A 19,753-nucleotide genomic window follows, 5' to 3' on the forward strand; every position below is an offset into this window, starting at 1 on the left:
CTAGTTTCTTGACTAAGTTGGAAGTTTTCAAGATTAATTACTAATTGGTTAGATGAATTGTTATTTTAGTATTTGGCATAGCTGTAACAATGTTTTTTACAATAATCACACCATTTCCTAGTAACATTCCAACAACTAATAATACATATATGGATTTTTGATAAAGTTACCCCCAGCAGTCTATTATTCTAGAATCGCTCCTAAAAATCAATAGTTAACTGGTATTTTACTATTTTCACTTCATCACCATAACATATATTTGTCACATATATTTAGATTAGAAAATTGGCGCAGAAAAAGAGATAGCTTTGCCATCTCTTTTTCTGTTTCAACTTCCTATTATCAAGCCATACAGCTTTTCGTCAGTCTTCTTTCTTTGACATCTAATCAGTCTATAGACTGATTAGATGTTTTTATAGCAACTTGTATATCACTTCTAAACAAAAATAAGCATCTTTTCTTTTGTCTATTACATTTTTTCTGGTGCAGATACTCCTACGATTGCTAATGCATTTTGAAGTGTAGTGCGTACTGCTTTCATTAATTCGTAACGAGCTTTACTTAATTCTAAGTTATCTTGGTTTAATACTTTTTCTGCATTGTAGAAGCTGTGTAATGCTGCTGCTAATTCAAATGCATAGCTTGTAATGCGGTGTGGCAGACGTTTTTGCGCTGCATCCGCAACTACAGCTGGGAATTCACCAAGTTTTTTCAGTAACTCTACTTCTTTCTCAGAAGTAACAAGTTTGTAATTCACGTCTCCGCCTGTAGCTAATCCTAACTCTTCACCTTGACGAAGGATACTGCATACGCGAGCATGAGCATATTGTGCATAGTATACTGGGTTTTCATTAGATTTTGATACAGCTAAGTCCATATCAAAGTCTAAATGAGAATCACCGCTACGCATTGCGAAGAAGTAACGCATTGCGTCCACGCCTACTTCTTCCATAAGCTCACGAAGTGTAACTGCTTTACCTGTACGCTTACTCATCTTCATTTTTTCACCATTTTGGTACAGTTGTACCATTTGGATGATTTCTACTTCAAGTGTTTCTTTATCGTAACCAAGTGCTTGAATAGCAGCTTTCATACGAGGAATGTAACCGTGGTGGTCGGCACCCCAAATGTTGATTAGCTTATCGAAACCACGCTCTAATTTATCACGGTGGTAAGCGATATCTGGCGTTAAGTATGTGTAAGAACCATCGTTTTTAATTAATACACGGTTTTTGTCGTCACCGTAAGTCATTGAACGGAACCAAGTTGCTCCGCCTTCTTCAAAGATTTCATCACGCTCTTTTAATACTGCAAGTGCAGCATCGATTTTTCCGTTTTTGTATAATGATGTTTCTGAGAACCATACATCGAACTTAACACGGAAGCTTTCTAAGTCTTTTTGAAGTTTTGCTAACTCATATTTTAAACCGTATGAACGATAGAACTCATAGCTTTCTTCTGCATCAGCTTTTGCGTAACGATCGCCAAACTCTTCAGCTAAACGTTTACCGATTCCAATGATATCCGCACCATGATAACCGTCTTCTGGCATTTCTTTCTCTAAGCCTAAAGCTTGCATGTAACGAGCTTCAACAGAAAGAGCTAAGTTATGAATTTGGTTACCAGCATCATTAATGTAGTACTCACGAGATACATCGTATCCTGCTTTTGCTAATACGTTACATAAAGTGTCACCTACCGCTGCACCACGTGCATGTCCTAAGTGAAGATCGCCTGTTGGATTCGCAGATACGAACTCAATTTGCACTTTTTCACCTTTACCAGTATTCGTTTCACCGTAAGCTTCACCAGCGTTTACGATTGTTGGGATTAAGTCTGTTAAGTAGCTATTATCCATGTAGAAGTTAATGAAACCAGGACCAGCGATTTCAATTTTTTCAATAGAAGCTTTTGCTTTATCGAAGTTTGCAACTAATTCTTCTGCAATCATACGAGGCGCTTTTTTCGCAACGCGTGCAAGTTGCATTGCCATATTTGTAGAGAAATCACCATTTGTTTTATCTTTTGGAGATTCTAATATAACGTTTGGAATCTGTTCTTCTGTCGCTAATTCTGCCTTTAATACAGCGGCTTGAATTTCTTCTTTAATCAATCCTTTTACTTGTTCTAAAGAATTCATTATTTTGCCTCCTTCAAATTAATTGTAATTGTATATCTGCCAGCTTCTTGTTCACTTAGAAGCAATGCGTACGTTAAGAAGAGTTGTCCTTTTTTCTTTTCATCCGACCATTTAAAAAGAACGTTATCAGTTTTCGTTTGCAATGCAAACGTACCAAGTTCACTCGTATACGTACCAGTTGTCCATTCACCTTTCACATGCGTCTGACGCATAGAAATAGCACCTGAACGCATAATGAGAACTTGTTCATCTTGGATTTTAATAATTGTTTTCACTTCGCCTTGTTCGTTCGGCTCTTGGAATGTTATATATGTACCTTGACCTTTTACATAGTATTGACCATTTGCTTCAAAAGCAACGGTTTCCTTCCTCGCCCCTTCACGGATTTCTGTTACGAAATGAACGTGTACCGGCAAGCCTGCAAGTTGTTTCTTCACGTCTTGCACACCCTTCAAATGTTATAGATATTAAATATTACTTATAATAAATCACTTTTCCTATCATATCAAAAAAAGATGCTGTCTGTCTGCTGAAAAATCAGGAAAACTCCTTTTCAAAAAATAATTCACCTTCACTTTATTTCATATGTTAAAATGTTTTTTAAATCTAAATATTCTTTCATTTAAAGGGGTGAATTTGGTGCTACCAATAAAATTAAAAAAAGGTGATGAAATAAGGGTTATTTCACCATCTTGTAGTTTAAGTATTGTCTCAAATACGAACCGAGAGCTTGCTATAAAAAGATTAACCGACATGGGCTTTCAAGTTACATTCTCAAAATATGCTGATGAGATAGATCAATTTGCTTCCTCTTCTATTTCTTCACGCGTCCAAGACCTCCATGAAGCATTTAAAGACCCTAATGTAAAAGCAATTTTGACGACACTTGGCGGATATAACTCTAACGGTTTATTAAAACATCTCAATTACGATTTAATTCGTGAAAACCCGAAATTCTTCTGTGGTTATTCTGATATTACTGCTTTAAATAACACAATCTATACAAAAACAGGTCTTGTTACATATTCAGGCCCTCACTTCTCTTCATTTGGAATGGAGAAAGGGCTCGATTATACAACCGATTACTTTTTAAAGTGCTTAACTTCTCATGAACCTATTGAAATACTACCAGCTGAAACGTGGAGCGATGACTCTTGGTATATTGATCAAGAAAATCGAGAGTTTATTAAAAATGAAGGATATGTTTCGATTCAGGAAGGAGAGGCAACAGGGGATATTATCGGCGGAAATATGAGCACTTTGAATTTACTACAAGGTACACCATATATGCCAAACTTACAAGGCAAAATTTTGTTTCTTGAAGAGGATAGTTTAACCGGAAAAGCTACCCTAAAAACTTTTGATCGATATTTACATTCTCTTATGCAGCAACCTGACTTTGAACATGTAAAAGGCATTGTTATAGGAAGAATGCAAAAAGGAGCAGAATGTATGATAGAGGACATTCAAGAAATGATTGCTTCAAAGCCTGAACTTGCACATATCCCTATTATTGCGAATGCAAGTTTCGGACATACAACTCCAATCCTTACTTTCCCAATTGGTGGACGTGCAAAAATCATTTCTAATAAAAAAAGTTCAGCTATCACTATTTTAACGCACTAAAAAAGGAGCGAACGATTCGCTCCTTTTATGGTTTTTCTATTTTTTGCAACGCTTTTTGCGGGATTGATTCTTTCGGGATTTCAGCCCATCCTTTTCCCTGCATACCTTTTGCATAAATTTTTATAAAAGCACCCGTATGCAATTCACGGTTCATCATTCTTTTAATAACTTGTAGCTTTCCATCTTCTGTATACCCTTTAAATGTATACAAATATTCATCGTCTTTTTTCTCACTTTTATCTATAACAGCATAATAATCTTGTATTTCTTTATTTGAAAAGAAGTTGTCTACAAAAGCATGCACACCTTCTGTTTTTGTGTTTAAATAATACGCTGTTCCTCCTAAAATAATGGCGAACACAGCTAAAACTTTAATTACCAATTTCATAAATGCGCCTCCTGTTTGCACTGCTTTCTCACTAACCGTATGTCTATACCTGTATTATACGAAAAAAAGCATACTATACTCTATCGAAATGCCTTACACTTTCCTTACATTATTGTAAGAGTTTTTCACCTTACAGCAATTTCCCAATAAAAAATTTTTCCGTTTAACAAACTTTTATATTATTATTGAATGATACAAATTTTTATTACAAAAATCAAAGGAGACAGTTTTCAAATGGCTATCTTGCAAGGTTTAGCACTATTACTTGTTGTACTCTGTCTATTTACACTTTTTAGTTACCGTGCTCCTTACGGAATGAAAGCAATGGGTGCTTTAGCTAATGCAGCAATCGCAAGTTTTCTTATTGAAGCATTTCACCGTTATATCGGTGGGGAAATGTTTCATAATGACTTTTTACAATCAGTAGGAGAAGCTTCTGGTAGTATGAGCGGTGTCGCAGCGGCAATTTTAGTAGCATTAGCAATCGGTGTCTCACCCGTATACGCGGTTTTAATCGGTATCGCTACTAGCGGATTCGGTATTTTACCAGGTTTTTTCGCTGGATACGTTTGTGCCTTCGTCGTGAAATTTCTCGAAAAGAAATTACCAGCTGGTGTAGAATTTTTAGCAATCCTATTTATCGCTGCACCAATCTCACGTGGAATGGCCATGCTTATGGATCCACTTGTTAACGCAACACTTGGTAAAATCGGTTCTATGATTTCAGTTGCAACTACAGAAAGTCCTATCATTATGGGTATTATGCTTGGTGGATTAATAACAGTTATTTCTACCTCTCCATTAAGTTCTATGGCACTAACTGCAATGCTTGGATTAACAGGTTTACCAATGGCTATTGGTAGTCTTGCCGTAGCAGCTTCTGCCCCGATGAATTTTATTTTCTTTAAACGACTAAAAATTTGTTCAAAGAAAGATACAATCGCTGTCGCAATCGAGCCGTTAACACAAGCCGATGTTGTCTCAGCAAACCCAATTCCAATTTACGCGACAAACTTTGTTGGCGGTGCACTTGCCGGTATTATTACGTCGCTATTCCAGCTCGTTAATAATGCACCAGGGACAGCATCACCAATTCCAGGACTACTTGTCTTATTCGGATTTAATGACGTTATAAAAGTAACGATTGCTGCCGTATTATGCGGAATCGTTACCATAGTTGTCGGATACGTCGGATCAATTGTGTTCCGCAAATACCCAATTCGTTCCGCTGATGAAATTCGTGGTATTACTTCAGAAGAAAAAGTTGCATAAGAAAAAAGAGCTATTCTCAAATGATGAGAATAGCTCTTTTTTTATGTCACATGACGTTAAGTGCAATTATATCGGCGATTTTTTAAATATATCGACTTACCGACACATAACAACAAAATAAGAGCCCCCTATTCATATAGAAGGCTCTTATTTTATCTAGCTACGGCAGCTAGAATCTCCGGCCATTTCACACTCTCGGCCTGCGCCAAAAGCGCTTCTCGGTCGAGCGTTCCAATGACCTGCGATTCCGAGCGAGCTGCCTTCACTTTTACTTTACCCAGCCGAGCAGCATTTCCCGCACGAATTTGCTTGCTGCGACTGGTGTTTGATCACTATGGTCGTAGACTGGAGCTACTTCTACTAAATCTGCTCCAACTACATTTATATTTGAATTTGCAATTGCTACGATGGAATCTAATAGTTCTTTAGATGTGATACCTCCAGCCTCTAACGTTCCGGTTCCAGGAGCGTGAGCTGGGTCTAATACGTCAATGTCAATTGTGACATAGACTGGGCGTCCTGCAAGTTTCGGTAATACTTCTTTTAACGGTTCTAACACGTCAAATTTGTATAAGTTCATACCTACTTCTTTTGCCCATTCGAATTCTTCCTTCATTCCAGAACGAATACCGAAAGAATATACGTTTTCCGGACCAATTAAATCGCACACTTTACGAATTGGTGTAGAGTGGGATAAAGGCTCTCCCTCATATGACTCACGTAAGTCAGTATGGGCATCCATATGGATGATTGCTAAATCCGGATATTTTTTTGCCATTGCCTTAAAAATTGGCCAAGACACTAAGTGCTCACCGCCGAGACCTAGTGGAAACTTACCGGCATCTAAAAGTTTTGATACATACTCTTCAATCATGTCTAAGCTGCGTTGTGCATTTCCGAATGGTAATGGGATATCACCCGCATCAAAATATTTCACCTCTTCTAGTTCACGATCTAAATACGGACTATATTCTTCAAGACCAATTGATACTTCACGAATACGTGCAGGGCCAAAGCGAGATCCTGGACGGAAACTTACTGTCCAATCCATAGGCATCCCGTAAATAACTACCTCTGACTCTTCAAAACTTGGATGACTTTTAATAAATACTTTACCTGAATAAGCTTCATCAAAACGCATATTCTTTTCCTCCTTATGTGGAACTTAAGGTATCCCAACCTTTCACTATTTCTCAAATTTGGAGCGCACTGCTCCTCTTTCTCGATTTACCGGTGTCTTCTTTTTTAACGATAAGAAGACGATTTTCTTTACAGATGTGCAAGTAGCTAGCATGCTCAAGTCTTCTGGACAAACACCTTAAATGAGCTACTTACACTTTATTTGTTCAAACTCGATTTCTTACTTAATTAAATCGCCAACAAATTTCGGTAATGCGAATGCTGCATTGTGCAATTCTTTTGTGTAATATTTCGTTTCAATTTCGTGGAAACGCTCTTCACTTACTTCTAATGGATCATGTTTTTTAGATCCGATTGTGAATGTCCAAAGCCCACTTGGGTAAGTTGGAATGTTTGCCGTGTATAAACGAGTAATTGGGAAGATCTCTTTTACGTCTTTAAACACAGTTGTAATTAGTTCTGGTGTGAACCAAGGGTTGTCCGTTTGTGCAACGAAAATACCATCTTCTTTTAACGCTTTAGAGATTCCAGCGTAGAAGCCTTTTGTAAATAGGTTTACTGCTGGGCCTACTGGCTCAGTAGAATCTACCATAATTACGTCATATTCATTTTCGCTTTCTGCGATGTGTAGGAAACCGTCTCCTACTTTTACTTCTACACGCTCATTATCTAATGCGCCTGCAATTGATGGTAAGTATTGTTTAGAGTACTCAATTACTTTTCCATCGATTTCAACAAGAGTTGCTTTCTTTACGCTTGGGTGTTTTAACACTTCACGAATAACACCGCCATCGCCACCGCCTACAACTAATACGTTTTCAGGGTTTGGATGTGTAAATAAAGGTACGTGCGCTACCATTTCATGATAAACGAACTCGTCCTTTTCTGTTGTCATAACCATGCCATCTAAAATAAGCATGTTTCCGAACTCTTCCGTTTCAACCATATCAAGTTTTTGGAATTCTGTTTGCTCCGTATGTAATGTGCGGTTAATACGCGCCGTAATCCCAAAATGCTTTGTTTGTTTTTCAGTGAACCATAGTTCCATCGTACAATCACGCCTTTCAATGCAAATTTATAATAGGGACATCATTAATGTCCCCTAACAAAAATAAAACAAAACATCCAAAAAGTATAGTTAAAAGTACAAAAATACCGAAAATATATTTTAGTCAGAGGGTTCTAACATATATGCGAAAAGGGTTTGCTCTGTAACAGGAAAGAAAACCCTTTCTTAAGAAAGGGTTTTTGTCTCTATTTCTACCGGTTTACGAATCGGAATTAAGATTATTACGCAACCAACTAACACAACAATTCCACCGACTAAAAACGGACTTTGTGGTGAAACTGTATGACCGATGACTCCTGATAAAATTGGAGCAATCGCGCCTCCTAACCAACGAACGAAGTTATAAACACCTGATGTAACAGATCTTTCATAAGGTGAAATATCCATTACATAACTTGTAAATAACGCGTTATTTAATCCTGATGCTAATCCTGATAGAACGATTAACACGATTTGTAACCACATGATTTTAACGAAGAATAGTGCAATTAAGAAAATCGCAAATACGAGTAAACTACCTTTTAACAATGTTTTTGGTTCATATTTACCTTCTAGCTTATGCGCTAAAATTGCTGATCCGTAAGCTAATGCTAATCCCCATCCGCAAAATACAAATCCTAATTGAATAGCAGATAAATGCATAATCAGTGGTGAATATGCTAACACGACGAAAAATCCGTAGTAGTATAACATTCCCGAAATTGCACCTTGCATAAACGGTTTATACTTCACCAGGTTAAGTAATTCCCCTACGCCTGCCGCTTTACGCTTCACTTTTCGCTCCGGTTCTTTTACAAAAAAGAAAACTAAAATAAATGCTAAAGAAATTAAAATACTCGTCGCAAAAAATGGGTAACGCCAAGAATAGCCACCTAATATCCCGCCTAATAGTGGTCCACCTGCCATTCCTAAACCAATGGCTGCTTCATATAATCCTACTGCTTCATGAACTTCTTTACTTAATGCAATTAATAATGTCATTGCTGTAGCAAAAAACATCGCATTTCCTAATCCCCATCCAGCGCGGAAAAGAGATAATTGAGCAATCGTTTGCGATATACCACATATAAATGCAAATACAGTTACAATCGCAAGACCGATCGTCATCATTCGTTTATCACCAAATCTTGATGCAAATATTCCAGCTGGTAACATCATAATTGCCATCGTTAAAATATAAGCTGTAAATAACATCTCGACTTGCCAATGCGAAGCACCAATTTGTTCAGCAATACTTGGTAAAATTGGGTCGACCACTCCTATACCTGAAAAGGCAAGGAAGGTAGCCACCACTGTAATCAATCTCCCTAATTTTTGTTTACTCTCCATTTTGCTCATTCTCCTTTTGTATTCTCTAAAAATGTGACCGCTCGGCTTAAACTATCCTCTAGCTCCGCCTTCACACGCTGCATTTGCTCCATCTTCTCGTCTAACGTTTGCACTTGTTTTTCAAGCATCTCTTTAATCTCATGAATAACTTCACGGTCACGAGGATTTTCACTATTTCTTCTTTGTTCCATTCTTTCTTTTAACGATAAGAAATGTTGCATTTCTTGAAGCGTAATTCCTAACACTTCTTTCGCTTCCACAATCTTTTTAATTCTTGCAATGTCCTCATCTGTATACAGACGAATATTCCCCTCGCTGCGTTCTGGGGGATGAATTAAACCAATTTCCTCATAATAACGAAGTGTACGCTTTGTTAAACCAACTTGCCTTGTTACTTCATCGATTTTATACATGTTTATTCCTCCCTTCACTTGATTATTACATTTTACGTTAACGTTAACTTTTATGCAACTGTTAGACTTTTGTAAATGTTTGTCCTATTCAATTGTATTTTTCCCAAGGCAGTTTCATAATGAAGAAAAAGAGATGATAAGGAGATTTTCACATGAATAAACCACTTATTTTCGCTCACCGCGGGGTAAAAGGGACACATCCAGAGAATACGATGATTGCCTTTCAAGAAGCCGAACGCATTGGTGCTCATGGAATTGAACTTGATGTCCATTTATCAAAAGATGGTGAACTTGTCGTAATTCACGACGAAACCATCGATCGTACAACAAATGGCATAGGACTTGTTTCTGAAAAAACTGTAGAAGAATTACAAGCTTTAAATGCCGGTAGCCATAAAGACCCTTCTTTCCATGAGGCGAAAGTCCCAACTTTACGAGAAGTATTTATTTGGCTCTCTACAACAAATTTACAACTTAACATTGAATTGAAAACAGATGTTATTCACTATCCAAATATTGAAGAAAAGGTCGTTGCCCTTGTTCGTGAATATCATCTATCCAATCAAATTGTATTTTCATCATTTAACCATGATTCCGTTTCATTATTAGCAGAAATTGCGCCAGAAATTCCAAGGGCGATTTTGTACGATACACCACTTGCAGATCCAATTGCTGAAGCAAAAAAACGTGAGGCAACTGGATTACATCCAAACTTTCAATTATTAACGAAAGAGTTTGTCCAATTAGCACAGGGGCAAGGATACATTTTTCGCCCTTACACCATTAATGAATATAAAGATTTACAAACTATGATTGATTATGGCGTAGACGTCATTATTACTGATTGGCCAGCACGTGCTTTTGAGCTCCTTTCTTAAATGAAGGGGCTCTTTTTATTTTGGAAATTTCATTGTTTAAAATAAACAAAAACCCTCAATACTAATACAATAATGCTTGTATTAATGAGGGGCTGAAAAAGATGGATCAAACTATGAATCCAAAACTTAAAAAATATAAACGTCTTTTCTTCACCGTAATGTTTTCTTGTATTCTTTTTTTCGTTTTTTCCTTTTTCATTATCATTATAGCTGCAAAAATTATGGGACCTCCACCTGTTGCGGTTCCGCAAACGAGTGTCTTTTACGCTAATGATGACACTGTTATAGGGCAGAGTAATGAAATGCAAAAACGCTATAATGTATCTCTTGATGAAATTTCTCCTTATGTAAAAGAGGCGACACTATCTATTGAAGATCAACGATTCTACAAACATCATGGCTTTGATATGAAGCGCATTGTTGGTGCCATTGTTGCCGATTTAAAAGCAATGGCAAAAGTACAAGGTGCTAGTACTATTACACAACAGTATGCTCGTAACCTATACTTAGATCATGATAAAACGTGGAAACGTAAACTATTAGAAGCAATGTATACCGTTCGTCTTGAAGTAAACTACAATAAAAGTCATATTTTAGAAGGATATTTAAATACAATTTATTACGGGCATGGTGCTTACGGAATCGAAGCTGCTTCTCGCCTGTATTTTGATAAAACTGCAAAAGAATTAACATTAGCAGAGGCTAGTATGCTCGCAGGTATTCCGAAAGGACCTAGCTCCTATTCTCCCTTTTTTAAAGAAGAGCGTGCTAAAGGACGTCAGTCTCTCATACTAGATGAAATGGTAGAGCAAGGTTATATTACAAAACAGCAAGCTGCCTCAGCAAAAAAAGAAACACTTACTTTTGCCTCATTGGATACGAAAAAAGTTGCAGAAATTGCACCTTATTTCCAAGATGCTGTACAAGCTTCTCTTCTTCGTGATATCGGATTAGATGAGCAAGCCTTACAGCGGGGTGGCTTGCGTATTTATACAACGCTAGACCCTAAATTACAATCTGTAGCAGAGCAAGCTGTAAAAAATCATATTCCTGACACAACAAACATACAAACTGCTCTCGTCTCTATGAATCCGAAAACGGGTGAAGTGGCTGCCCTTGTTGGAGGAACTGATTATAATACGAGTCAATTTAACCGGGCTACACAAGCCGTTCGTCAGCCCGGTTCTACATTTAAGCCATTTCTATATTACGCAGCTTTGGAACGGGGATTCACCCCTGCTACGCGCTTAAAAAGCGAATACACTGTATTCACTTTAGGTGACGGCGTTTCAAAGTATAAACCGAAAAACTATAAAGATTATTATGCAGATGATTTCGTAACTATGGCACAAGCTCTCGCAGTCTCTGATAACATATATGCCGTGAAAACGAATTTGTTTTTAGGGGATGACACTCTCGCAAAAACTGCGAAGCAATTCGGAATTACGAGTGCATTAAAAGATGTGCCTTCTCTAGCTCTCGGTACGTCTCCTGTAAAACCGATTGAAATGGTGAATGCTTATAGCATGTTCGCAAATGGTGGAAAAGAAATAAAACCGATATTTATTCGCCGCATTATGGATCATGAAGGGAACATGTTATACGATGCCCATTTGGAGAGTAAACAAGTTCTCGATAAAAGCAAAGCGTTTGTGATGGAAGAGATGATGACTGGTATGTTTAATAAAAAACTAAGCAGCTATGCCGCTGTAACTGGGCAATCGATGTTATCAAAGCTATCAAGAACATATGCCGGAAAGTCTGGTTCTACTGAAACTGATAGTTGGATGATTGGATTTACCCCACAGCTCGTAACTGGTGTATGGGTTGGATATGATCAACCTAAATCCCTTTCAAACGTAGCAGAACAAGGATACGCGAAAAAAATATGGACCGATACGATGGAAAAAGGATTAGATGGACAGCCTAAAAAAGATTTCAAACAACCAACAGACGTTGTTGCTGTCGACGTTAACCCTGAAAACGGTAAGATTGCTACAAAAAATTGTCCCATTTCTGTGAAAATGTATTTCGCAAAAGGAACAGAGCCAACAGAGTATTGTATGGATCACGTTGATGATAAAGAAGAATTCGACAAGGCTAGTGAAGAGAAGAAAAAGACGGGCTGGTGGAAAAAATATCTCCCGTGGTAAGAAAGAAGGCTATTATCATTCATTGTCGGTAAATCGATATTCCTTGGCGAATCGTTGATATATTTTCATATACCATGGTCCTAGTCACTAAATAAAAAGGATGTCACCTAGTCAAAAACTCGACTTACGGGACATCCTTTTCTTTTATTCACCTAATAATGCACGGCGCAATTCTTCACTAGATTCGTTCCAAATTGCTTCATTATGCTCTTTTAAGAATGTACCAAGTACTTTTTTAGATGATTCATCCATATGATCGATCATGATGTGACGCTTTAGTGATTTATCCATTTTGTTTACATGCTCTGGAAGTGATTTATATCCGCGGCGAATTTCACGATCAACTGTCATTTCACAAGCAGTTACACCTGCGTAATATGCACCGTTTGGTGTTCTTTCAATCGTTACCCAAACAAGCCAAAATGGTTTTCCGTTTGGAACTTCATCTTTATTTGTTAAAAATTTAATACCTTTTTCTACTGTACTACGCGCATGCATCGCACCGATATCAACGAACGCAGTTTTCTCTAATACATCAACAAATACAGGGGAAATATTTTCTAGGCTTAATGCCCCAACACCAAAACCACCATGTCCATCTGTTGAGTCATTCTTCACTATATTAAAACCGATTTTTTTCTTTTTCTCTGTCATATGTAAATTCCTCCTCGCTTAATAATTATAGGAGCCCGAAAATAGGCGCAATGATACTTTGTAAAAACACTAATACATATGGAATAACAACATTAAAAATAGGTTGAATTGTGTAATTGCTAAGCGGTGTAATAACAAGAATTAATAACGCAATTGCTCCATACTTTTCATACTGTGTCATTTTCGCACGAATATTTGCTGGTGCTAAATCTTCCACAACGCGATAACCATCAAGTGGCGGGATTGGTAATAAGTTAAATACAAGTAAAACAATATTAAGCATAATAAAAATCTGAAAGAATTGACCCAGCGTATCTGCTACTGCAGGTGGAATCGCATCTAATACACCAAATGTTATTAAGCTATACCAAATAATTAAACCAATTGCACTTAAGATAAGATTACTTATCGGTCCCGCTATAGAAACTAATATTCCCGCAAGACGCGGTCTTTTAAAGTTATACGGGTTAACCGGTACTGGTCTTGCCCAACCGAATCCAAGAATTAATACAGCAATCATACCAATAGGATCTAAATGAGCCATCGGTGATAACGTTAAACGTCCTTGTTTTTTTGCTGTATCATCTCCAAATTTATATGCAACATACGCATGTGCAAATTCATGCACAGATAATGCAATAATAATTGCCATTGCTACCAATGGAATTTGTTGCAACGGATATCTAAATAACTGATCCATACTCCAACTCCTCTTCAATATGTCAAAAAAAGAAATTATTTGTTTTTTCGATTGTTCTTCCCCATAATCCGCTATAATAAGAGTGTAACTTACATAAAAGGAGCGATTGTACATGCCATACGTAACAGTGAAAATGCTAGAAGGACGCACAGAAGAACAAAAGAAAGCTCTTGCTGAGAAAGTAACAGCAGCAGTAAGCGAAACAACTGGTGCTCCTGAAGAAAACATCGTTGTTTTCATCGAAGAAATGTCTAAAAACCATTATGCAGTTGGCGGAAAACGCTTAAGCGACAAATAATCTCAAATTTTTTCATAAGAAGCAGCTCTTAGCTGCTTCTTATTTCTTTCCCTCTAACAACTCGATAATTCTCTCTTTATATTTTCCTCTTCTTCCATCTTCATAGATTAAATCATGCGGATAGAATAGTTTTTGATCCGTTCGCTTCTTACCTGTAATCGCCTCAACAATATCCGATTCACGCGAAAGCTCTCTAAGTTCCCCGTTCGGCATAAGAAGTAAGATTGGTAGACGTTCTTCTTCTTCTCCTGCACGATAAAAGTCATACGGTAAGTCTGATGTTGAATCAACAACTAAATAATACTCTGGATCGAGTCCAATCTTTTTAAATAAGCTACTTAATTCCATCCAATTATCTAAACCGTGCTTATCAGTAAACTCTACATATTTAAATAGATTTCTGTTCATAAAGCGGCGGCATAAATCACTTAAAATTTGATCTTCTTCATCTTGCCATACTTGGAAGTAATAATACATTACGTTCTCGTCTAGCTTTAAATAATCCTCTACTGTTACTTCTTCTTCAAATAAAGAATAGAAATGAACAGGATGATTTTTAAACGCATAATACTTCTCATGCAACGATTTAGCTCGGTGTAAAATCTTCGTTAAAATTACTTCTGCACTACGTGTTACCGGATGAAAATATACTTGCCAATACATTTGATAACGGCTCATAATATAATGCTCTACAGCATGCATACCACTATTTTTAATGACAACTTGATTACCGTATGGGCGCATGACACGCAGTATACGCTCCATATCAAAGTTCCCATACTTTACACCAGTAAAATATGCATCTCTTAATAAATAATCCATACGATCAGCATCAATCTGGCTTGAAATCATACTAATCGCTAATTTATTAGTAGATGTTTTCGCAATGACATCTGCTACCTTTTGCGGGAAATCCTTATCAACACGGCTTAACACACGATTAATTTCCGTATCACCAACGATAATCTTTTGGGTAAATTTCTCATGATCTAACGAAAATACTTTTTCAAACGAGTGAGAAAACGGGCCGTGACCGACATCATGAAGTAATGCCGCACATAAACATAATAATCTATCTTCAGCATTCCAGTTCGGTCTGCCATCAAACACATCATCAATCATACGACGAATAATTTCATATACACCTAACGAATGAGTAAAGCGACTATGCTCTGCACCGTGAAATGTAAAAAATGTCGTTCCAAGCTGCTTTATACGGCGCAAGCGTTGAAATTCTTTCGTTCCGATTAAATCCCAAATAACGCGATCGCGCACGTGCACATATTTATGTACTGGGTCTTTAAACACTTTTGTTTCGCTGAGTTTGTCGTTTAAATATACCACCTTCCGACATCCCCCTTCCTTTACTACATTCTTACTTTATATTATAAACGAAATAAGAAACAGAAAGAAATGAAAGACTATATTAATTCCTGTTATATAAAGAAAAATCACTCTTACCGACGTAAAAGTGATTTTTCTTTATATATTATTTTCCTAAAACAAACTCAGCAACTTCGTCTAAGATCATTTCTTTACCTAGTGGGAAGTATCCTTTGTTTAGGTCTTCATTGCTAATTGTGAATACGTGATTGTTTTTAACAGCGTTCATATTTTTCCAAATTGATTCTTCTTGGAATTCTTTTAGACGCTGAGAACCGTCACCAGTTGTAAATACGAATAAGTAATCTGGATTGTAATCGATTAAAGCTTCTTTTTGTACTTGTACTAATGGTTTATCAGTTGGTGTACCTTTAACTGCTGGTAACTTTAAGTCATTAAAGATTACGCTACCGTAACCGTAGTCACCGTATACGCGGAAAGCATTTGGATATGCAGCCATTTTCATGAATGTTGCATCACCAGTTTTAGCGATGATTTTGTCATGTAATTTGCTTGCTTTTTCATCATACTGTTTGAACCATTCTTTTGTTTCTTTCTCTTTACCGAAGATTTGACCTACTTCTTCGAATTTTGGACGCCATTGGTCTAATGGAGTTTTTAACATAACTGTTGGTGCAATTTTAGATAATTGATCATAAATCTTTTCTTGACGATTGTTTACAAGAATTAAGTCTGGTTTTGCAGCAGCTACTGCTTCGATGTTAATTTTATCGCCCCAAGCAGAACCTACTGGTTTCACGCCTTCTAATTTCTTTGCAATATGTCCATCAATTTTTTCTTGTGTTGTATTTGCAGTAATAATCGGTTTCATACCGAAAATTAATAATTCTTCTGTTGAACCACTAAGGTCAGCAATTTTCTTTGGATTTGCAGGAATTTTAATTTCCCCTTTTGCATGCTGTACAGTGCGCTCTTCAACCTTCGCATCTGCTTTCTTCTCTTCTTCTTTGTTAGAACAAGCTGCAAATAGTACAGAAGTAACAACTAGTACCATTGCTAATAGTGCCATTTTAAAATTCTTCATATTCCCACTCCTTCTAGCTGTATTTCTCTTATAATTTGCATGTAACTATAAGAAACGAAAACAACATTTAATTAATATATATTTATTAAATGTTGTTTATAGCCCGTTCTAACGGGCGTTCAACTTCCCATCTAGGGGTAAGAAGCTCAACGTCCATTAGAACCCCCCCTCTCACCTCTTTAAGAGGGGGAAATTCTATTAATTATGCTTTTTTGCGCAATTGATTATTAATCATCGCTAAATCGTATGTTAAACAAATTGGTTTACAGTTTACTGGACATGGAACGATTTGCGCTTCAATCTCAAATACGTTACGAAGTGTTTCACTCGTCATAACTTCATCTGGCGTTCCTTGTTTCATTAACTTACCTGCTTTTAATGCAATCATATGATCAGAGAAACGAGAAGCATGATTTAAATCGTGAATAACCATCACAATCGTTCTGCCTTCTTCTTTGTTTAACTTCTTCAGTAAGTTTAATACCTCAAGTTGATGAGCCATATCTAAGTATGTTGTTGGTTCATCTAACACAAGTAAATCTGTTCCTTGTGCAAGAGCCATCGCAATCCATACACGTTGACGCTGCCCACCTGATAAGGCTTCTGCTGGACGATTTGCGAATTCTGTCATCCCCGTCACTTCAAGTGCCCAATGAATGTAGCGATAATCCTCTTCTTTCAATGTTCCAAATCCTTTTTGATGAGGAAAACGTCCATATGAAACAAGTTCAAACACAGTAAGGCCTGTTGGCACTTCTGCAGTTTGTGGTAAAATCGCCATTTTCTTTGCGATTTCTTTCGTTGGCTGTTTCTCAATTGCTTTTCCATCAAGATAAACAGTACCTCGTTTTGCTTTCAAAATACGAGAAGCCGTTTTTAATAATGTAGATTTCCCACAACCATTTGGTCCAATAATCGTTGTAATTTGCCCTTCCGGAATTTCAACTGTTAATCCATCTATAATTAACCCTTCATTATAGCCAACAGATACCGCATCAACCGCTAAAGTTGCCATACAAAAAGCCTCCCTTTATTTTGTCCTCATAAGTAAATATATGAAATATGGTGCGCCAATTACAGAAATAACAAGTCCGACCGGTATTTCTGAAGTTGGTAACACACTTCTTGAAATTACATCTGCAAATAAAAGTAAGAACGTTCCTATTAATGCAGCCGTTGGTAACATAATTTGATGTTTACCACCAACGAGGCTTCTCGCTAAATGCGGAGCCATTAAACCGATAAAACCAATGCCGCCCGCAACAGCGACAGATGCACCCGCTAAACAAACTGCAATAAATAATAATTTACGTCTTTCCTTTTCTACGTTTACACCAAGGCCAACTGCTGTAGAGTCGCCTAAATTCATTACATTTAATATGTGCGCTTTACTAATGGCAAGTGGTAAGAAAATAATCATCCATGGGAGTACACTTAGTACGAACTTCCAATCTGTTCCCCATAAACTTCCTGCCAACCAAATCGTTGCAAAACGGAAGTCGTTCGATGTCATCTTCATAGAAAAAATTAAACTAACAGCACCAAATCCAGCTGCAACAGCGATACCAACAAGAATTAATCGAGTTGATGAAACACCGTCTTTCCATGCTAGTAAATAAATAATAACCGCTGCCAATATCGCCCCAACTAGTGCGAAGAACGGAAGGATAAATACAGATAAAAGTGTACCTGTTCCAACTTTTCCGAAGAAAAAGTAGACGAATACAACAACTGTTAATCCCGCTCCAGCGTTAATACCGATAATACCTGGATCAGCAAGTGGGTTTCGTGATAACCCTTGCAAAATTGCACCTGACATAGCTAGTGCAGAACCAACTAATATAGCAATAACCATACGTGGCATACGAAATTCAAATAAAATAACAGATTGATCTTCTGCACCTAATCCAACCAATGACTTTAATACATCCATTGGTGGTATTTTAAATGTTCCTGTATTTAAGCTTACTAAAAATACAGCAACGATTAATCCTACTAAAATCGTTAAAATAGAAACGTTCTTTTTTGTTAAGACGCTCGTCCTCACATTTTCCCTCTCCCTTCGTTACGTGCTAAGTAGAGGAAGAATGGAACTCCAATTAGCGCTGTAATTGCTCCAATTGGCGTTTCAAATGGTGGATTAATAACGCGAGATAACATATCTGCACATTCAATTAACAATCCACCTAAGACCGCAGAACATGGAATAACCCATCTATAATCTGAGCCTACAAGGAAACGAGTCATATGTGGAATTACAAGACCAACAAATCCAACCGATCCTGCCATAGAAACCGCAGAACCCGTTAATACAAGAACAAGTACTGTTCCAATGAATTTAATTAATGTAGTATTTTGACCTAGCCCAATCGCAATTTCTTCACCAAAGCTTAAAATGGTAATATATCTCGACATCATAATTGCTATAATGAGGCAAACAAGACCAATCGGTACTAACATATTAATACTTTGCCATTTCACTCCGGCAACGCCGCCTGCATTCCACATACTCACCTCTTGGGCAAGATTGAAGTACAATGCAATTCCAGATGAAATTGCCCCTAATAAAGCACTAATTGCAGCTCCAGCTAAAGCTAATTTCACAGGTGTTAATCCACCCGGTGAAGAAGACCCAATACCATATACAATACTTGCTCCAAACGCAGCTCCAATAAAAGATGCGATAACAAACATTAAATAAGGTGAATTAGGGAAGAATGCATACATAATTGCAATCCCGAATACAGCACCATCTGTAATCCCCATTAACGATGGTGATGCAAGTGGATTCCGTGTCATCCCTTGCATAATGGCTCCTGATACCGCTAAAAAGGCACCTGCAACTACGCCCCCTATCGCCCTAGGCATGCGAAGTTCTTGAATTACGTTATGATGCGTTATAGACCCATCAAACTGAAATACAGCTTGCCAAACGGTCTTTAAACTAATATCTGCAGCACCAAACGAAATAGAAACTGCCATGCTTAAAGCTAACAAAATTGTGCCTGCTATTAAAATAATAGAGGCAACGAGCGGTCTGCTCTTAATCTCTTTAACATTCACATCTTGCTGTTCTATACTCCTTGCGCTCGCTTCCATCCCTCAACCATCCTAACCAACAACATATATTTAATAAAATGAAATTTATTCTCAAATAGTAATAAAAAAAATTAGATGAATTGATATTTTCCTGATAATGATTCTCAGAATCAGACACTTTCTATTTTACCTACCGCTTCAAAAGGCTGTCAACCATTATTTTGAA

Annotated in this window: 19 protein-coding genes; 5 read left to right on the forward strand and 14 right to left on the reverse strand. The window is 37.2% G+C overall.

Annotation, left to right across the window (positions count from 1 at the left end; genetic code table 11):
• Window positions 1-469: 469 nt before the first annotated feature.
• Together argS and LUS72_RS26540 are read right to left on the reverse strand one after the other, a co-directional pair.
• Window positions 470-2,140 (reverse strand): arginine--tRNA ligase, encoded by a 1,671-nt coding sequence (argS, locus tag LUS72_RS26535; protein WP_001086435.1) that lies wholly within the window; start codon window positions 2,138-2,140, stop codon window positions 470-472.
• Window positions 2,140-2,577 carry a YwiB family protein gene (locus LUS72_RS26540; RefSeq protein WP_000744340.1) on the reverse strand — a complete coding sequence of 146 codons (438 nt, stop codon included), beginning with the start codon at window positions 2,575-2,577 and terminating at the stop codon, window positions 2,140-2,142. The genes argS and LUS72_RS26540 overlap by 1 nt, the downstream gene beginning before the upstream one ends.
• A 148-nt stretch (window positions 2,578-2,725) precedes the next feature.
• Between LUS72_RS26540 and LUS72_RS26545 the strand changes: the two genes are divergently transcribed.
• Window positions 2,726-3,766, forward strand: a complete 1,041-nt coding sequence (locus tag LUS72_RS26545; RefSeq protein ID WP_264448475.1) for a S66 family peptidase — start codon at window positions 2,726-2,728, stop codon at window positions 3,764-3,766.
• A 25-nt stretch (window positions 3,767-3,791) separates the two neighbouring features.
• On the opposite strand, the gene LUS72_RS26550 is transcribed toward LUS72_RS26545, so the two are convergent.
• Entirely contained in the window at window positions 3,792-4,154 is a 363-nt protein-coding gene (locus tag LUS72_RS26550) for a YxeA family protein (protein WP_097831440.1), read from the reverse strand.
• A gap of 234 nt (window positions 4,155-4,388) precedes the next feature.
• Here LUS72_RS26550 and LUS72_RS26555 point away from each other — a divergent pair, with 234 nt between their 5' ends.
• Window positions 4,389-5,426 (forward strand): PTS sugar transporter subunit IIC, encoded by a 1,038-nt coding sequence (locus tag LUS72_RS26555; RefSeq protein WP_097831439.1) that lies wholly within the window; start codon window positions 4,389-4,391, stop codon window positions 5,424-5,426.
• Window positions 5,427-5,694: 268 nt separating this feature from the next.
• On the opposite strand, the gene speB is transcribed toward LUS72_RS26555, so the two are convergent.
• From speB to LUS72_RS26575, 4 genes are all read right to left on the reverse strand, one after another.
• A complete protein-coding gene (gene speB / locus LUS72_RS26560) occupies window positions 5,695-6,567 on the reverse strand; it encodes an agmatinase (protein ID WP_097831437.1) in 873 nt (290 codons plus the stop codon).
• Between the two features lie 219 nt (window positions 6,568-6,786).
• Window positions 6,787-7,614 (reverse strand): polyamine aminopropyltransferase, encoded by an 828-nt coding sequence (gene speE, locus LUS72_RS26565; protein ID WP_000424696.1) that lies wholly within the window; start codon window positions 7,612-7,614, stop codon window positions 6,787-6,789.
• 186 nt (window positions 7,615-7,800) lie between these two features.
• A complete protein-coding gene (locus LUS72_RS26570; protein WP_097831436.1) occupies window positions 7,801-8,964 on the reverse strand; it encodes an MFS transporter in 1,164 nt (387 codons plus the stop codon).
• Between the two features lie 5 nt (window positions 8,965-8,969).
• Window positions 8,970-9,377 (reverse strand): MerR family transcriptional regulator, encoded by a 408-nt coding sequence (locus LUS72_RS26575; protein WP_097831435.1) that lies wholly within the window; start codon window positions 9,375-9,377, stop codon window positions 8,970-8,972.
• A 152-nt stretch (window positions 9,378-9,529) separates the two neighbouring features.
• Between LUS72_RS26575 and LUS72_RS26580 the strand changes: the two genes are divergently transcribed.
• Together LUS72_RS26580 and LUS72_RS26585 are read left to right on the forward strand one after the other, a co-directional pair.
• Window positions 9,530-10,255, forward strand: a complete 726-nt coding sequence (locus tag LUS72_RS26580; RefSeq protein ID WP_097831434.1) for a glycerophosphodiester phosphodiesterase — start codon at window positions 9,530-9,532, stop codon at window positions 10,253-10,255.
• Window positions 10,256-10,356: 101 nt separating this feature from the next.
• Window positions 10,357-12,408: a transglycosylase domain-containing protein gene (locus tag LUS72_RS26585; protein WP_097831433.1), complete on the forward strand. Its 2,052-nt coding sequence runs from the start codon at window positions 10,357-10,359 to the stop codon at window positions 12,406-12,408.
• A 144-nt stretch (window positions 12,409-12,552) separates the two neighbouring features.
• On the opposite strand, the gene LUS72_RS26590 is transcribed toward LUS72_RS26585, so the two are convergent.
• Together LUS72_RS26590 and LUS72_RS26595 are read right to left on the reverse strand one after the other, a co-directional pair.
• Window positions 12,553-13,062 (reverse strand): YwhD family protein, encoded by a 510-nt coding sequence (locus LUS72_RS26590; protein ID WP_002113108.1) that lies wholly within the window; start codon window positions 13,060-13,062, stop codon window positions 12,553-12,555.
• A 25-nt stretch (window positions 13,063-13,087) separates the two neighbouring features.
• The gene (locus LUS72_RS26595) at window positions 13,088-13,762 is read right to left on the reverse strand and encodes a site-2 protease family protein (protein WP_070145628.1); all 675 of its coding nucleotides are present in this window, start codon (window positions 13,760-13,762) and stop codon (window positions 13,088-13,090) included.
• A 112-nt stretch (window positions 13,763-13,874) separates the two neighbouring features.
• Between LUS72_RS26595 and LUS72_RS26600 the strand changes: the two genes are divergently transcribed.
• Window positions 13,875-14,060: a 2-hydroxymuconate tautomerase gene (locus LUS72_RS26600; protein WP_001147171.1), complete on the forward strand. Its 186-nt coding sequence runs from the start codon at window positions 13,875-13,877 to the stop codon at window positions 14,058-14,060.
• A gap of 39 nt (window positions 14,061-14,099) precedes the next feature.
• On the opposite strand, the gene LUS72_RS26605 is transcribed toward LUS72_RS26600, so the two are convergent.
• From LUS72_RS26605 to LUS72_RS26625, 5 genes are all read right to left on the reverse strand, one after another.
• Window positions 14,100-15,404, reverse strand: a complete 1,305-nt coding sequence (locus LUS72_RS26605; RefSeq protein WP_000262736.1) for an HD domain-containing protein — start codon at window positions 15,402-15,404, stop codon at window positions 14,100-14,102.
• Between the two features lie 145 nt (window positions 15,405-15,549).
• Window positions 15,550-16,488 carry an ABC transporter substrate-binding protein gene (locus LUS72_RS26610; RefSeq protein ID WP_002113112.1) on the reverse strand — a complete coding sequence of 313 codons (939 nt, stop codon included), beginning with the start codon at window positions 16,486-16,488 and terminating at the stop codon, window positions 15,550-15,552.
• Between the two features lie 202 nt (window positions 16,489-16,690).
• The gene (locus tag LUS72_RS26615) at window positions 16,691-17,503 is read right to left on the reverse strand and encodes an ABC transporter ATP-binding protein (RefSeq protein WP_000212073.1); all 813 of its coding nucleotides are present in this window, start codon (window positions 17,501-17,503) and stop codon (window positions 16,691-16,693) included.
• A gap of 15 nt (window positions 17,504-17,518) precedes the next feature.
• Window positions 17,519-18,535: a FecCD family ABC transporter permease gene (locus LUS72_RS26620; protein WP_097831431.1), complete on the reverse strand. Its 1,017-nt coding sequence runs from the start codon at window positions 18,533-18,535 to the stop codon at window positions 17,519-17,521.
• The gene (locus LUS72_RS26625; protein WP_000388282.1) at window positions 18,532-19,587 is read right to left on the reverse strand and encodes a FecCD family ABC transporter permease; all 1,056 of its coding nucleotides are present in this window, start codon (window positions 19,585-19,587) and stop codon (window positions 18,532-18,534) included. The genes LUS72_RS26620 and LUS72_RS26625 overlap by 4 nt, the downstream gene beginning before the upstream one ends.
• Window positions 19,588-19,753 lie beyond the last annotated feature (166 nt).

Origin of the sequence: Bacillus cereus, assembly GCF_025917685.1 — a bacterium.
Taxonomy (GTDB): Bacteria; Bacillota; Bacilli; order Bacillales; family Bacillaceae_G; genus Bacillus_A; species Bacillus_A cereus_AT.